14 protein-coding genes and 1 pseudogene are annotated in these 14422 nt (G+C 61.1%); 8 read left to right on the forward strand and 7 right to left on the reverse strand.

Annotated elements, in window-relative coordinates:
* The first annotated feature begins 220 nt into the window (after positions 1-220).
* The 5 genes from OKW35_RS47385 to OKW35_RS47405 all read left to right on the forward strand — a co-directional run bounded on the left by OKW35_RS47385 (position 221) and on the right by OKW35_RS47405 (position 5329).
* Positions 221-649: a carboxymuconolactone decarboxylase family protein gene (locus OKW35_RS47385; protein WP_008917662.1), complete on the forward strand. Its 429-nt coding sequence runs from the start codon at positions 221-223 to the stop codon at positions 647-649.
* On the forward strand, positions 540-1673 hold the full coding sequence (locus tag OKW35_RS47390; protein WP_429555688.1) for a phytanoyl-CoA dioxygenase family protein: 1134 nt from the start codon (positions 540-542) through the stop codon (positions 1671-1673). Before OKW35_RS47385 ends, OKW35_RS47390 begins: the two co-directional genes overlap by 110 nt.
* A gap of 264 nt (positions 1674-1937) precedes the next feature.
* Positions 1938-2855, forward strand: coding sequence for an NmrA family NAD(P)-binding protein (locus OKW35_RS47395; protein WP_429555689.1), 918 nt, complete (start codon positions 1938-1940; stop codon positions 2853-2855).
* A gap of 48 nt (positions 2856-2903) precedes the next feature.
* Positions 2904-3752, forward strand: coding sequence for an alpha/beta fold hydrolase (locus OKW35_RS47400; protein WP_429555690.1), 849 nt, complete (start codon positions 2904-2906; stop codon positions 3750-3752).
* The gene (locus OKW35_RS47405) at positions 3749-5329 is read left to right on the forward strand and encodes an AMP-binding protein (RefSeq protein WP_429555691.1); all 1581 of its coding nucleotides are present in this window, start codon (positions 3749-3751) and stop codon (positions 5327-5329) included. Before OKW35_RS47400 ends, OKW35_RS47405 begins: the two co-directional genes overlap by 4 nt.
* Positions 5330-5347: 18 nt before the next feature.
* On the opposite strand, the gene OKW35_RS47410 is transcribed toward OKW35_RS47405, so the two are convergent.
* The 3 genes from OKW35_RS47410 to OKW35_RS47420 form a co-directional block, all read right to left on the reverse strand.
* A complete protein-coding gene (locus tag OKW35_RS47410; RefSeq protein WP_429555692.1) occupies positions 5348-6223 on the reverse strand; it encodes an enoyl-CoA hydratase-related protein in 876 nt (291 codons plus the stop codon).
* A 43-nt stretch (positions 6224-6266) separates the two neighbouring features.
* A complete protein-coding gene (locus OKW35_RS47415) occupies positions 6267-6617 on the reverse strand; it encodes a hypothetical protein (protein ID WP_429555693.1) in 351 nt (116 codons plus the stop codon).
* A gap of 111 nt (positions 6618-6728) precedes the next feature.
* Positions 6729-7841 carry a phosphotransferase gene (locus tag OKW35_RS47420; protein ID WP_429555694.1) on the reverse strand — a complete coding sequence of 371 codons (1113 nt, stop codon included), beginning with the start codon at positions 7839-7841 and terminating at the stop codon, positions 6729-6731.
* A 372-nt stretch (positions 7842-8213) separates the two neighbouring features.
* On the opposite strand from OKW35_RS47420, the gene OKW35_RS47425 reads away from it, so the two are divergent.
* Together OKW35_RS47425 and OKW35_RS47430 are read left to right on the forward strand one after the other, a co-directional pair.
* Positions 8214-9017 carry an SDR family NAD(P)-dependent oxidoreductase gene (locus tag OKW35_RS47425; protein ID WP_429403767.1) on the forward strand — a complete coding sequence of 268 codons (804 nt, stop codon included), beginning with the start codon at positions 8214-8216 and terminating at the stop codon, positions 9015-9017.
* Positions 9018-9146: 129 nt separating this feature from the next.
* Positions 9147-9950, forward strand: a complete 804-nt coding sequence (locus OKW35_RS47430; protein ID WP_429555695.1) for an SDR family NAD(P)-dependent oxidoreductase — start codon at positions 9147-9149, stop codon at positions 9948-9950.
* A gap of 342 nt (positions 9951-10292) precedes the next feature.
* Here the strand turns inward: OKW35_RS47430 and OKW35_RS47435 are convergent, their stop codons facing one another.
* The gene (locus OKW35_RS47435; RefSeq protein WP_429555696.1) at positions 10293-10658 is read right to left on the reverse strand and encodes a putative quinol monooxygenase; all 366 of its coding nucleotides are present in this window, start codon (positions 10656-10658) and stop codon (positions 10293-10295) included.
* Between the two features lie 901 nt (positions 10659-11559).
* Here OKW35_RS47435 and OKW35_RS47440 point away from each other — a divergent pair.
* Entirely contained in the window at positions 11560-12351 is a 792-nt protein-coding gene (locus OKW35_RS47440; RefSeq protein ID WP_429555697.1) for a hydroxyacylglutathione hydrolase, read from the forward strand.
* Between the two features lie 232 nt (positions 12352-12583).
* Here OKW35_RS47440 and OKW35_RS47445 read toward each other — a convergent pair.
* From OKW35_RS47445 to OKW35_RS47455, 3 genes and pseudogenes are all read right to left on the reverse strand, one after another.
* Positions 12584-12737 (reverse strand): annotated as a pseudogene (locus OKW35_RS47445) (IS110 family transposase); the annotation flags it as partial.
* 52 nt (positions 12738-12789) lie between these two features.
* On the reverse strand, positions 12790-13191 hold the full coding sequence (locus OKW35_RS47450; RefSeq protein ID WP_429555698.1) for a putative quinol monooxygenase: 402 nt from the start codon (positions 13189-13191) through the stop codon (positions 12790-12792).
* 121 nt (positions 13192-13312) lie between these two features.
* A complete protein-coding gene (locus OKW35_RS47455; RefSeq protein WP_429555699.1) occupies positions 13313-14293 on the reverse strand; it encodes an NAD(P)H-dependent flavin oxidoreductase in 981 nt (326 codons plus the stop codon).
* Between the last annotated feature and the right edge of the window lie 129 nt (positions 14294-14422).

Genomic DNA, 14422 nt, shown 5'->3' on the forward strand with positions numbered 1-14422 from the left:
TGGCTTTGATATCGGGTGTCCTCAGCATATCGCCTTTGTCCCGTTGCGGTGCACTACGGACGAACCCTGGTCATATCGGGTGTGCACTATCTTGACGTCCAGCACCGTTCAACATACATTTTAGAATGTCGTTCTACAATACGAATAACGACCAAGGCGGCTCGGGTGAGTCGCATCCGCTATCAATAGCCGCGCCGCCGCGGTTAAACAGGAGACACAAGTGAAGAGCCTCGAAGAAAAACTTGCCTATGGTTTAAAGGTATTCGGCGAAATCATGGGTGAAGACAAGGCAGCCGGCTTACGGGCCGCAAGCGAGTCCACCGGCTTCGGATCCGACATTTCACGCCTTGCCATCAACTACGCGTTCGCGGATGTCTGGGGCGACGACAAACTCGAGCGCAAGCAGCGCAGCCTCGTCACGCTGGGCATTCTCATCGCCAGCCGGCAGACGCTCGAACTGAAGAACCACGTCCGCATTGCCGTGCGCAACGGTCTGAGCGCACGGGAACTCGAAGGGGTGCTGATTCAGGCGCTTCCGTATGCAGGCTTCCCGGCCGTCGCTTCCGCGACCACGGCCGTTCTGGAGACACTGCGGGAACTTGGCATCGACACCACGACCCGCACTTCGGAAGAACGCGGATTGCTGTGAGCCGACATCAGAGCGCCCCCGCGACCAAAGGAGACAATTTATGAGCACACCAGGCGTGGATATCGTGCCGACGATGCGCGAATTCAACGTTTCCAATGACCTGCTCGGCAATCACGCCGAGTTGCAAGAACGCTGGAACGAAGACGGCTACCTGTTCTTTCGCGACGTTCTCGACCACGAGCCGCTGGAGCGCATGCGCGGTCTGCTTGTCGATCACCTCGACAGCAACGGCTTCGTGGACCGCAACGACCGAGACGTGCGATGGACTGGCAAAGACCGCGAAAATTTCAGCTTTTTTCCCGTGAAGGCGATGAACGAGCAGCGTGCGGCACGCACCGTGATGGAAGACCCCGCGGTTCGTGTATTCTTTCAGCGGCTCTTCGGCGTACCGCTTTATTGGGTACCTTTCACCGAATACCGCACCTCGCCGCCCGCTATCGACAAAAGCCGCACACGGTTCGACTTCATTCATGAAGATGCTATCTACAGTGACCGCCTCGATTTCATCATCTGCTGGATTCCGCTCAGCGATATCGATGCGCAAGTCGGCGGACTGGCCGTCGCGGAAGGATTGCATAAGCTTGCGTGCCTGCACAGGAAGGACGGCGACAAGATCGTTCCTATCGATCTCGCGAGCGTGCCAGAAGACGCATGGCGCCGCACGAACTACCGCTTGGGCGACGTCCTGTTGATGAGCCGACGCACGCCGCACTCTGGTCTCAGCAATCATTCGGACCGTTTTCGTCTGTCACTCGACACGCGCATCCTGCCGCACGGCGGAAGTTTCCCGTTTGAGCCCCGGCTGCCCTATGTGGGCACGCTGACGTCGATCGCATCGGACCAGATCGTCGTGCGCGACGCGCATGGTGAACATGTGTTGCGACTCGACGACACGAGTTATCTGCGCGGCCTCCAGGGCAACCGCCTGCGCGCAGACGAAATTGCCGGGGTTTATCAGCCGGGATCCGAGGTGATCGTTGCACATGAAGGCGGCCTCGTTCAAACGCTGCGCCCGCAGCATTGATCGTGGTGTCAGGCGCAAAGACGAAGCTTCGTCTTTGCGCCTCGCGCCATTCGCCTTGCCCTTTGGCCTGGCAATTCCGAAGCATCGATCACGGGCAGCCTTTGCTCGTGGTTTTATGAACATCGTGCTAATATCGGAACGGTTGCTTGTGAACAACCAGGCCGCGAGCCTGCAATGGCTGTCACAGGGTTAGCGGCATCGCGCGCAAGCCGCCCAGGCGTGACACGCCTGGCCAACGTCTAACGTTCGACCTCGGGACAAGTCATGATCGATTCATCCGCCGCGGTACTCGTCATCGGCGCCACTGGCGCACAAGGAGGCGCCGCGGCTCGCCATCTTCTTGCGGCTGGACGCAAGGTACGCTTCCTGACACGCAATCCAGACTCGCCGGCTGCGCGGGCACTCGTCGACATGGATGCGCAGGCGCTACGGGGAGATCTGGACGACCGCGACTTGCTCGCAAAAGCGATGGAGGGCGTCGGTTCCGTCTTCTCCGTTCTCCTGACTGATTTTGATCGCAGCGACAGGGAACGCCGCCAGGGTTTTGCGCTCGTCAACGCAGCGCGCAACGCGGAGGTCCCGCAGTTCGTTCACACCTCCGTGGCGCAGGCCGGCAATCATGAGACGTTTCCTGGCTGGAGCGAGAAACGTTGGAACCGAAAATACTGGACGGACAAATGGGAAGTGGAAGAGGCCGTTCGCGCCGCGGGTTTCGAATCGTGGACGGTCTTGCAGCCTGCATTCATGATGGACAACCTCGCTGAGCCGAAAGCGGGCGCGATGTTTCCGCACCTGCGCGAAGGCTTGTTGCTCAGCGCGTTGCTACCCGACGCACGACTCGACTGGATTGCCGCCGACGACGTGGGCGCGCTCGCGGCCAGCGCGCTAAACGATCCGCAACGCTGGCACGGTGAGACCGTGCCGCTGGCGTCGGAAAGACTCACGATGTCTGAAGTTGCGAATCGCCTGAACAACGTTCTGGGCGCACAGATCAACGTTTCGCACGTGTCACCGGATGAAGCCCGAGCAAAGGGTCTCGCACCCGGATGGGTGAATGCACAAGAATGGATCAACGCGGTCGGGTACCGCGTCGATATCGATTCGCTTTCCAAACGTGGTGTCCAGCTCACCCCGATGGTGGACTGGATCGATGCGAATCGACAGCACATCGTACTCGTATAGCTGGTCGATGGACCGCGTGTGCAAGCCTCAGGTAATGGAAAATCCGCAATGAATGATCGTGTCCCCTCATGGTTCGATCACGCCATGGCCCAGCCGCGTCGATCTCACTTCACCGAAGGCGGCGGGGTGACTGTCCATTATGTCTCGTGGAACGCCGCAGACACCGGTAAGCCGCCACTTGTCTTCGCACACGGTTTTCTCGGGCACACGCACTGGTGGGACTTCATTGCGCCCTTCTTCACCGATCGCTTTCGCGTCTTTGCTCTGGATTTCCGCGGCATGGGCGACAGCGCCTACAGGCAGGAATACAGCGCCGACGTTTTCGTGCGCGACCTCGTCGCTGTCGTGGATGCAATCGGCTCTGGACCGTGCGTCGCGGTGGGCCACAGTTTCGGCGGATCGCGTCTGCTCCAGGCGTGCGCGACCTTTCCCGATCGTCTCTCGCATGCAGTCGTGCTCGATTCGTATTTCATGCTACGCGGCGAAACCTTGCCTGCAGTGGAACTACGCCCGCCGCCCCGCCCCTATCCGGACTGGCATACTGCACTCAGTCGCTTTCGACTCATCCCGGAACAAGATTGCGAGCCGTGGCTGCTCGAGCATCTCGCGCGGACATCACTTCGTCAAACCGCCGACGGCTGGGTATGGCGCTTCGATCCGAAGTTGCGGAATCTCCAGCCGGTCGAAGGCGAAGAAGACCTGCTGACCCGCATCGCGGTTCCCGTCAGCTACGTGCACGCCGAGTGCAGCAGCGTGGTCAGCGCCGATCGCGCGCGCCGCATCGTAGCTGCGATTCCCGGCGCGAAGGGTCCCATCACGATGCCACGCGCAGGCCATCACATGATGCTTGACCAGCCACTCGCGCTGGTGAGTCTCTTGCGAGCCTTGCTAGCATGAATTCCAATCTGCGCGAATCGAAAACTGCGCCGTGGTCGAGCGGTTTTCCTCTTGCGGCCCTGATTGCGCGCGCCGTCGAAAAGCACGGCGCGACGCCACTCCATTTTCATACCCAGGCCGGTGCCTACACTTGCACCACCGAGTCCCTGCTGCACGACGCGAAAGAGATTGGCAAGGCACTCACAGCCCTCGGTCTGCGTCGAGGCGATGTGATCGCGATACAGCTTCCCACACAGCGTGAGACTGCGCTTCTGTATCTGGCTGCACTGGAGATCGGTGCGGTACTCGTGCCGATCGTACACATCTACGGTCCCGCCGAAGTCGGCTTCATCCTTCGACAATCCCGCGCCCGCGTTCTGTGCGTGCCCGATTTCTGGTCCCGAACCGACTACCTGGAGCGTGTCGCCGCGCTCGGCGACACGCCCGACCTCGAGCGCGTGATCGTCGTTGGCGATCGGGCGCCCTCGAACGGCATCACGTTTGGCGCGCTGCAACGACTCGCCGCGACAACGCATGAACAACGCCCTGCTGACCCGCCAACGTCGGAAGACATCTGCCTGCTGCTGTACACGTCAGGAACGACAGCTTCTCCCAAAGGCGTGCAGCACTCTCATCGCACAGTAGGCGCAGAGTGGCAGATTCCGTTCATCGACGGGCCTGGGCCGTACCTCACGCCCTTCCCTGCTGGCCATATTGCAGGCTTCAATTTCCTGTTGCGTCCATTCATTACAGGCACCGAGATGGTGTTCATGGACCGATGGGACGCCTCGCTTGCCGCGCGACTGGTCGATCAGTATCGCGTGCGCCTCTCGGGCGGCACGCCGTTTCATCTCCAGGGGCTCCTCGAAGCCGCCCGCCGCGACGGGCGCAGCCTGGTGTCCCTCGCTTCTTACGGTCTGGGCGGCACGGGTGTCACGCCCGAGCACGTCGCCATGGCCGATCGGGCCGGCTTCGCGGGAACCCGCGCCTACGGGCTGACCGAGCATTCGACAGTGAGTGTCGGCTGGGCCGATTCGCCTTTTGATATCCGGGCCTGCACGGACGGTCGCATTCAACCCGGCTCGCAGGTGCGCGTTGTCGACGAGTTGGACAGCGACCTGCCTGCCGGACGCGACGGCGAGATTCTGATCAAGGGTCCGGAGCTGTTTGTCGGCTACACCGACCCGGCGCTCAATGCGGCCGCGTTCACTCACGACGGATGGTTCCGGACCGGCGATATCGGCCGTCTCGACGAAAACGGTTGCCTGACCATCACGGACCGAAAGAAGGACATCGTGATTCGCGGAGGAGAAAATATATCGTCGCTCGAAGTAGAGCGAGTACTTGCCACTCACCCGGCCGTGCGCGATGTCGCCGTCGTGGCACAGCCAGACGCACGATATGGAGAAAGAGTCTGTGCGGTCGTCGTCTTGCACGAACGCACGTCGCTCGACCTGATCGCAGTCCAGACCCACTTTGCCGGCGCGGGCGTGGCGAAGCAAAAGACGCCCGAGCAACTTTGCATCGTTGCAGAGCTGCCGCGCACGCCTTCGGGAAAGGTGCGAAAAGGCGATCTGCGCAAGCAACTTTCCGCGTAGTAGCAAATCAGTTGGTGCTTATCGAGCGGAGCCGTCCCGGCGCGACTTGAAAAACCGATCTCGTTGCATTGACACCTGATCGGACGAAACGAGCCGATCGTAGATCGCACGCGCTGCGGCCATGCCGGCATCGAAATCGGGCGACTCGGCCGCGGCGGCGATGGCATCCAGACACTGGCTTTCTACTGCATCGCTACAGCTGAGGCGTGAGCGCGCTTTAGCGACAATAGAAACCGGATCGCCATCAGGCAATGGCAACCGGCGAATCAACGGCAACGATGTACCGCCTATCTTCTCACGCGCAAGCTCGATCGCAAGGCGCGACATTTCATGCTCATCGCCATCGACGATCCGGTCAAATAACGCGCTGCCCCGGAAGGTTCCCGCGCGCACGATTTGAGCACCAAGAATGAATTCGATCGACTTCGCGAAGCCCAGCACACGCGGCAAGCGCTGCGTGCCGGACAAAGGGATCACGCCGAGCTTGCACTCGGGCAGACCGATCTGCGCATTGTCCGCGACCACACGGTAGTGGCACACCAACGCGGTTTCCAGACCACCGCCAATGGCAAACCCGTGGATAGCGGCTACAACCGGCTTGTCGCTCGCCTCGATCACCGGATGAACGTGCAGCGACAATGCTGGCCAAGCTGTGGCAGCGGAAGTGCCGAACTCGCGAATATCACCTCCCGCGGAAAAGCCGCGTCCACTGCCATTGAGTACGATCGCGCGAACCCGCGCGTCGCGCCGGGCCGCTTCAAACGCGGCAACGAGTCCGCGACGGATTCCCAGACCTAATCCGTTGACTGGCGGATGGCTCATCGTGACGATAGCGATTTCGTCTTCTACACGATACTCGACGTCGGCGAAGCGATGCGGCTTGCAATGCGTCATCGGTTATCCGCTGTGGCGTTTGACGATGGCGGGCACTGTGCGCCTAACGGTTGTTAGCAAGCCAGCTCGGCATATCCGCCGGCCACGGAGCGGCATACAGCGCGTGCACACCCATCGCGCTCGTGTAGGCCAGATTCAGTATGTTGCAAAACGCGATGAAAGCCAGCACCCGAAGCGCCGTGCGCACCGCTGGATGGCAACCGACACGATCGACACCTCGCTCGATGGCCGTATATCCGTCTTCGTCGACGTTCAGCAGAAGGAAGGCCGACGCCACGAAAGCAGATGGAAACAGCGTAGGTGCGGATTTGTGCAAAAGCGAAAAGCGCACCGAGCCTGCCCACGCATACACGCTGGGCCAGGTTGTGCTGCGTCGAGCGACCATTTCCGACATGCTTTGCCTCCTTTACTATTCCCCGCCATTCACATTTTTGAATATCGATCGTAAAAATGTACTCCCGCGGAAGTGGCGACGTCAAGTGCGTGTCGCTCAACGCCTGGTGGGTTATCGGCCCATGAGGTCATGAATCTCGTGATCGAGTGCCGCCATCGCGAACCGAGGCGCGACTGCACAATTGTTGACTTCGACCTGCCACTCCACCGGATTCACGAGCCAGAAGAACAGCCCATAGACGATGTGGCGCCGGTAGGCATCTAGCGCGCTTTCAAATGACGGCGGGTTGTTGACGCCGTGAAAGGCGAGCCGCTCAAGATAGTATTCGAGCAACGCGCGCTCCCATCTCGGCCGATCCGCGATATCCAGAGCCGATATCAGGAAGTACGTGACGTCATGAGCCCACGGTCCGCGTCGATATGACTGCCAGTCGAGAAAGCCGGGCGTGCCGTCGCGGTCGAAATACAGGTTTCCGAGGTGAACATCGCCATGGAGAAACGTCATCGGCCCGATGCGGTCGAAAGCGCGCAGATCGAGGAGCGCCCGCTCCATCCAGTCACGATCGTGAAACCGCTTTGGCACGGCGGCCCCGCGCGGCAACTGTGTATAGCTGGCGAACACCTCGGGTTTCAACTGGCCCCAGTGATAGGTGCCGGACTCGCCATCGGGCAGCGGGTCTTGCGACGCGAGCCACGCCAGTTCGCCATCGCTTTCGAGCGCAGGCGATTGCCAGAACTGCGCGTGCCACCGCGCTTGCGCGTCCAGGTTTGCCGCCGCCTGCGCAAACGTCAGCGTCCGCTGCACGCGACAGAATTCCACTTCCCGTGAACGTAGATCCTCGAGGATCACGATCGACTGCCCGCTTCGACTGTCGGTCTCTGCATAGAAGCAGGCAGGCACATTTGCACGCAAGCAGGGATGGACTTCCTTGAAGAACTTCGCCTCGTATTCGTATATGTAGGCGTTCAGGTTCCGGTACTCGGGAACGAAACCGCCCTTGACGATCAGAGACTCCGGCAAGCGAAGCTCGCGCCCTGTTGCGTTGTAAGCAAGACGCACCCTGACTTTGGTAGCCGTGCCGTACATCACCTCGTCGATGGCCAGTGATTCGACGGCTACCCCTTCATGGCTGCGCGCGAGCGCCGACGTCAGCCACGAAGAGGTGATGTCCTCAACCTGCAAAGGAAGCGTGCCGGTATCTGGCTGCGGTCGGTGCGATTCCATCTGGGCGGGGCTTCTTTTCGCAACATTCATCTTGGTGCCTTCCTGTGAAGTTGTATGTGCGTTCGTGCCGACGTCATCATTGCCGGACCGACGTTCTCCACGCGCATGTTGCGCGGCACGTCTGAAGACCCGCAACGAGGGAAATCCCGGCTGGTATTATCGTTGCGTTTTTAGAACGATGTGCGTATTTTCGCTCACCGTTTCGATGAGGCCCGCTAGCACCGCGCTGAGTCGCTTCATTCCTGCCGTTCGTTAGAGCGCGGGATTAGTGAAACCAGCTCACTCTAATTGTTCCCCACGGTAACCATTGCGCGTCGGACGTTGTCGCTAGAATTCGTAAAAAACGACACGCAGCCCCCTGGAGATAACTCGATGACCACATCCTTGCTTGAGCGGCTATTCGGCATCAGCGGAAAAATCGCTGTCGTGACTGACAAGGGATGCAATTCCAGCATCGATATCGCCCCTGTACTGGCCGAGGCTGGCGCACGGGTCGTAGTCGCCGATCACAGCGCAGCGCACATGCAATCGGTCGTCGACAAGATTGTTTCGGCGGGCGGCGAAGCAATCGCTATCGAGGCAGACGTGGAACGTGAAGCCTCCGTGATTGCGTTGTTCAATCAGGTCAGCGCAGCCTGGGGTAGCCCGGACATCGTGGTCAATTGCGCGGCCATGACCAATAACGGGCCGCTTACGGAGTTCTCCGAAGCCGCCTGGGACGAAGTGATGGCGCTCGACCTGAAGTCTGTGTTCTTTTGCATGCGAGAAGCGATTAAGCACATGCTCGCCGCAGGCCGGGGTGGACGCATCGTGAACGTGACTACCATGGGAGCCACGCATGCCGTACTGAATGGCAATGGCGCCTACGGTGCCGCGCGAGCGGGCGTAGCGGGTTTAGTGCGCTCCGCAGCGCTGGACTATGCCCGCGACCAGATTCTCGTCAACTGCGTGCTTCCCGGTGCAGTGCCCGGCAAGGTTCAGTTTCATCCGGATATGCAGGCTCGCCTGAAAACAGGAAAGCTCACGGGACCCGGTACGGATGTGGAGCGACGTCTGCCGCTTGGATGGGGCGATCCCGCCGATATTGCCGCCGCGGTGCTGTACCTCGCAGGGCCGTCAGGCCGCTACATGACGGGCCAATCGATTACGCTCGACGGCGGATTTCTGATTAGCTGAAGACGTCCGCACCCAATCATCTTCACTGTCTGGTGAATTCCGATGAACTACAAACGATTGGGCCAGAGCGGCAAGACTGAAGCGAACCGAACAGCGCGACCATCATCGACACTCAAAACGGAGCATTCCATGTTTAGTGAAACACAGATCGGCGCGCACCTCGCGCAGAGGTTCAATCTCACGGGCAAGACCGCCGTTGTTACCGGCTCTGCGCAAGGTCTCGGTCGCGAGACTGCGCGACTGCTCGCCGAGGCCGGCGCCAAGGTCGTGATTGCCGACTTGAACCCCGATGCGGCGTCTGCAACAGCGTCGGATATCAATGCGGACGGCGGCATTGCGATGCCATGCCAAGTCGACGTGGCCGACGAAGCATCCGTCAAGGCACTATTCGCAGCCGTCGATACGAAGTTTGGCGGTGTCGACATTCTGATCAACAACGCGGCGCACCGATCGAAGGTCGAATTCTTTGAAATGTCCGTCGAACAATGGGACCAGATGCAAGACGTCACGCTGCGGGGGACGTTCCTGTGTTGCCGAGAGGCTATCACGCGCATGAAGGCGAACGGCGGCGGCTCGATCGTCAACATCTCCTCCGTTGGCGCGCTTCGACCCACGCTGTGGGGCGTCAATGCCCATTACGACGCCGCGAAGGCCGGCGTGGACAGCATCACGCGATCACTGGCCAGCGAGTTCGCGGCCGACGGAATCCGCGTCAATTCAATCCTTCCAGGCGGCATGGCCAGCGAGGGCGGCAAGAACATCAGCGCGACGTTCAAGATTCGAGGGCCGATCGTAGGCACAGGACGGATTCCGATGGGACGAATGGCCGCCCCGATCGAGGTTGCACAGAGCGTATTCTTTCTCGCAAGCCCTGCCGCAAGCTATGTCACCGGGCAGATCATCGCAGCGGACGGCGGCTTCACGGTCAGCTAGGCGGACTCCACGATCATGCTCGCTCGCGATGATCATCACCGATATCCTTGCGCGGACCGCGCCGATTCGCGCGCCACCCACGCCCCGGGGCGTGACATGAAGACAACTGTTCCTGAACGTGCGACCCGATGGCAACGCGGCCCACGAGCGCACGTTTGCGCCTGTCACCTTGCGCAGACTCACACACATCTGCTTCGTCTGCCCGATTGCGCGACTGCACCTAAAAGGTACCGGAACACCCGGGAAGCCATGACTGGCGGAAGGCAGCCGACTCCAACAGTTGCCCGCAAAGCGCCGCCAGGTTTGACTCCCACTCTGCCCGACTACCACATACCCATCATCCTACCCATACTTCGCGGCGACATGCCCAGAGCGGCATCTAAGCTGGTCTCCACCGGATGATGTTGCAGGCAACTTGTCGGCCAGGACCTCAAGCTCCTGAATCAGCGGCGCCCCGGTAAACACGCTGCCCGCGGCATCCAACAGCGCTTGTATAACTGGCCCCGCCAGATGCGCCTCGCGGCCGGCATCGTCTGGGAACACGTCGAAGATGCCGTACTCCGATCGCCCGAATCTGATCGCGAACCACGCGGTCGTTGCGGCTTCCGCACGACCCATCGCGAGAGCCGAATGCAGGACGTCTTCCGCCTTGGCGTCGTCGTAGCCGGCCTTGACTTCCAACCTGACGAGCAGACCTTTAGTGCCCATAAGACACCTCCATCCGTGATCGACCGACCGTGAGCGCATTGAGCGTGCAGTCCTTCGACGGCTAACAAGCCAGCAGCGCCGCGCAGCGCTCCAGAGGACAGCCTCGGTCCTGCGATCGTCGCCGGCGGCATCGGGCGAGACATCTCGTCCGGGGATCCTGCGCGACTGCAATGCACCTCTACTGACACGATAGTGGATTTCGCCTCGCCGTTCCAGGCGGGATCGCTGGAACCGGCTTGCCCTTGTGACTCTGGCAGCCGCCGCTACACGTGCTCGCTCGCGACACGTCGGCACGTCAGGAGCCGGAGCCTGCGGACGTCCGATGTTGACCGGACCCGATTCCAGGTCGGCGGCGGCGACTCCAGTTTGCTACGCCGGCTCGCTGAACTGAAACCGATGCAAGGCGGCAGTAGGCATGCTGAACGTATTTGGGCGAGGTGTCAGAGTGATCCGCCACTCTTGGGGCGAGGAGTTCCTCTTCGCACCGACCGATCTCGCGTCGAACCGCTCTGGGACCTGTTTGACCTCCCCACGAGCGACGTGGATCCGACCGGGATGGTCAGCTGAGGTACTCATGCTGCGCCGCGAAGAGCATAAGAGCGCCGCACGCCGGGTGAGCCGCGCCAGTTCGAACTCCCCTCTAGCCTGGCGCCCCCGGTCAGGGCCCCGTCTGCAGTATGAGCCGTCTGGGGCCCGGTGGCCCGCGGAGATGTGGTATGACGAGGCTCCGACTGTCCTGGTCAGAGCAATCCCAACAGGCGTTGGACGACCGCTGCTACCATAGCCGAAGATCGAAGCCTACGGGTTGCCCCCGCGGCGATCCGGTTTTATGGGCTTCAGGTCGGTAACATGGATTGCTACCTATGCCTGTTCGTCGGCAGCAAGCCCTCGGGAGCACGCGATGATCGTCGAGCGTATCTGGACTGGCAATGCCTACCGCAACTTCAACTACCTGATAGCGTGTCCGGAAACCGGCGAAGCACTTGCCATCGATCCGCTGGACCATGAAAAGTGCCTCGCCGCCGCGAGGGCGAAGGGGTGGCAGATCACGCAGATCCTCAACACCCACGAGCACCGGGACCACACCGGCGGCAACGAAGCGATGGTCGCGGCCACGGGCGCCAGACTGCTTGCTCATTTCAGGGCCGGCGCTCGCATCGCGGGGGTGGACCGCGGCGTCAAGGCCGGAGACATCATCAAAGTCGGGAAGCGGGTCGAACTTGAATGCATGGACACGCCGGGCCACACCATGTGCCACATCTGCCTGCTTTCACATACCGACCAGCCGGCGCTGTTTTCCGGCGACACCCTTTTCAATGCGGGCGCCGGCAATTGCCACAATGGCGGCGATCCGGGCGAGCTGTATGCCACGTTTGTGGGCCAGCTCGCCAAACTGCCGGACGACACGAAGATCTACCCCGGGCATGACTACATCGAGAACAATCTGAGGTTCACGTTGTCGCTCGAGCCGGAAAACACCGCTGCCCGGGCCCTGCTTCCCCGCGTGGCGGGTCATGACCCGAAGACCTCGATCGTCACCACGCTCAAGGATGAAGAGCAATTCAACATCTTCTTCCGGCTCACAAGCGCAAGCGCGATCGCCAGGTTGCGGGAAAGCTTCCCGGATCTCCCGGAAGAACCCGATCCCAGGACGGTGTTTCTCAAGCTTCGCGAGTTGCGCAACAGGTGGTGATGCCGCAGGGCGCGGAGCGTTGCCGCTCACCGCATCGGGCCATCTCTGTGTAGCCGGCATCATCGAAGGTAGGAGGGGGCTGAACCTCCGGGTTCAACCTCGCCAAAGCAGTCCCTGGCGGAAGTCGGCCTTGGCCAACAAGACGCTCCAACGAGCGTTCGCTTTCGACTGGAGCGAAGGACGCCTCTGTCGGATCGAAGGCGGGTACTGGTGAAGGGCAGCATGCGGACATCTCCGGCCATTCGCCGGCGAACGCCAGCAGTCCGGTGGTGGTGCTCTCGAAGCTTCGCACCTCGTGGTGTTCCGGCGCCGAAGCGCAGCGTACAGGCGACAATGGGGTCCTTGTGCACGTCGAGTCCGGCGCAGCGTGGATAGAGTACCTGCATGGGACCTCCTGCCAGAGTCGATTGCAGCGGCAGCAGCCCCCGTTATCGAACTCTAGTAAGCGTGCTCCAGGGTGTCGCCACCGATGGTCACAATCCGGGGTGCGCGCAGGGCTGCGGGTCCAACTAGACAACGGGCTCGGGGCGCCAGGCACAAAGCCGATCTCGTTACCACTGCCATACCCGCATATCCCATCGCGCGGCGATATGCTGGGACGAGCCTGCCCTTCGCCATTCCTTGATCGACTACGGCCATGCCCGCACCCAATTCCGGCGCAGTGAGTCCGAGCACAGTCGAGGCACCGTCCATGAGCGCGCCCATCTGTCGACCAATCCAACGATAGTGATCAGATTTGACGTGCTCCTGGGCTGCCGCGTCGTCAACGTAGCGCTCGATGAAGACGTATTCATGCGCTTCGTCTGAGCGCCACAGGTCATATGCCAGGCCCGGCTTCACGGCGCGACTCCGCCACTAGTCCGGCTGCCAACGCTTCGAACTCGGTTTCGCGGCCTTCCTTTACCCCGATCCTTGCAACAATTCCGCGCATTGTCTATTTCCTTGTTGGTATCACCAATGTTCATGCCTGCGATAGCATCCCGTGAAGCCGCTTCGCAACAATCTCTTCGGCCTGGTGCATGATTCGTTCGACCAGCTCGCCGACCTTGGGGATGTCATGAACGAGTCCGGCAACCATGCCGCATGACCAGGCGCCGGCGTCCAGGTCGCCGTCCTTCATGACACGCGGATAGACGCCACCTACCTCGTCCGCAATGTCCGAGAAGGCGATGTCGGCGCCAAGTCGCCTTTCCTTTTCCAGCAGGCGCTCGACCCCAGCGTTGTTCAGCACGCGTTCGGTATTGCGCAGCAAGCGCATTATGAGCCGCGTATCCAGTTCCGTTGCCGCGACGATGGCCTGCTTGACCTTCTGGTGGACCGGCGCTTCGTAGGTCGCCACGAAGCGCGTGCCCATGTTGATACCGCCCGCGCCCATGGCAAGCGCCGCCACAAGCGAGCGACCATCGGCCATGCCGCCCGAGGCGACGAACGGTACCCTGAGTTCGTCCGCGGCACGGGGCAGCAGGATGAAGTTGGGGACATCGTCCTCGCCGGGATGGCCCCCGCATTCGAAGCCGTCCACGCTGACCGCATCGCAGCCGATGCTCTCGGCCTTCAGTGCATGCCGCACCGATGTGCATTTGTGAATCACCTTGATGCCGGCTTCCTGCAGCATGGGCAGCCACTTCTGCGGATTGTTCCCAGCGGTCTCGACGATTTTCACGCCGCCATCGATGATCGCGCGCACGTAGCCGAGGTAATCCGGCGGATTGCGTGCTGGAAGGAAAGTCAGGTTGACGCCGAACGGCTTGTCGGTCATGTCCCGGCAGCGCCGGATCTCGCCCGTCAGCGCCTCCGGGCTGGGCTGTGTCAGCGCCGTAATGATGCCTAGGCCGCCCGCATTGGACACCGCTGCCGCCAGTTCCGCGAATCCCACGTAGTGCATACCGCCTTGGATGATGGGATGCTCGATGCCGAACAATTCCGTGATCTGCGTCTTCATTGCGAATCTCTTTTGAATGGATGGATAGTGGTACCCGGGGATACCCGTCAGAACTGGGCCGGCAATGCCATTGAGCCGCGCCCGTTTCCACGTGCTGCCGCAGGACCGAATCCAGTGGCAATTCACGTT

The organism is Paraburkholderia sp. MM5477-R1 (assembly GCF_050436385.1).
In the GTDB taxonomy this organism is placed as follows: domain Bacteria; phylum Pseudomonadota; class Gammaproteobacteria; order Burkholderiales; family Burkholderiaceae; genus Paraburkholderia; species Paraburkholderia tuberum.

Excerpts from the sequence above, each read along its gene's own strand:
- OKW35_RS47440 (WP_429555697.1), top strand. The coding sequence starts at position 11,560 with ATGATCGTCGAGCGTATCTGGACTGGCAATGCCTACCGCAACTTCAAC.
- OKW35_RS47420 (WP_429555694.1), bottom strand. The coding sequence starts at position 7,841 with ATGGAATCGCACCGACCGCAGCCAGATACCGGCACGCTTCCTTTGCAG.
- OKW35_RS47430 (WP_429555695.1), top strand. The coding sequence starts at position 9,147 with ATGTTTAGTGAAACACAGATCGGCGCGCACCTCGCGCAGAGGTTCAAT.
- OKW35_RS47415 (WP_429555693.1), bottom strand. The coding sequence starts at position 6,617 with ATGTCGGAAATGGTCGCTCGACGCAGCACAACCTGGCCCAGCGTGTAT.
- OKW35_RS47390 (WP_429555688.1), top strand. The coding sequence starts at position 540 with ATGCAGGCTTCCCGGCCGTCGCTTCCGCGACCACGGCCGTTCTGGAGA.
- OKW35_RS47395 (WP_429555689.1), top strand. The coding sequence starts at position 1,938 with ATGATCGATTCATCCGCCGCGGTACTCGTCATCGGCGCCACTGGCGCA.
- OKW35_RS47400 (WP_429555690.1), top strand. The coding sequence starts at position 2,904 with ATGAATGATCGTGTCCCCTCATGGTTCGATCACGCCATGGCCCAGCCG.
- OKW35_RS47410 (WP_429555692.1), bottom strand. The coding sequence starts at position 6,223 with ATGACGCATTGCAAGCCGCATCGCTTCGCCGACGTCGAGTATCGTGTA.
- OKW35_RS47455 (WP_429555699.1), bottom strand. The coding sequence starts at position 14,293 with ATGAAGACGCAGATCACGGAATTGTTCGGCATCGAGCATCCCATCATC.
- OKW35_RS47405 (WP_429555691.1), top strand. The coding sequence starts at position 3,749 with ATGAATTCCAATCTGCGCGAATCGAAAACTGCGCCGTGGTCGAGCGGT.
- OKW35_RS47425 (WP_429403767.1), top strand. The coding sequence starts at position 8,214 with ATGACCACATCCTTGCTTGAGCGGCTATTCGGCATCAGCGGAAAAATC.
- OKW35_RS47435 (WP_429555696.1), bottom strand. The coding sequence starts at position 10,658 with ATGGGCACTAAAGGTCTGCTCGTCAGGTTGGAAGTCAAGGCCGGCTAC.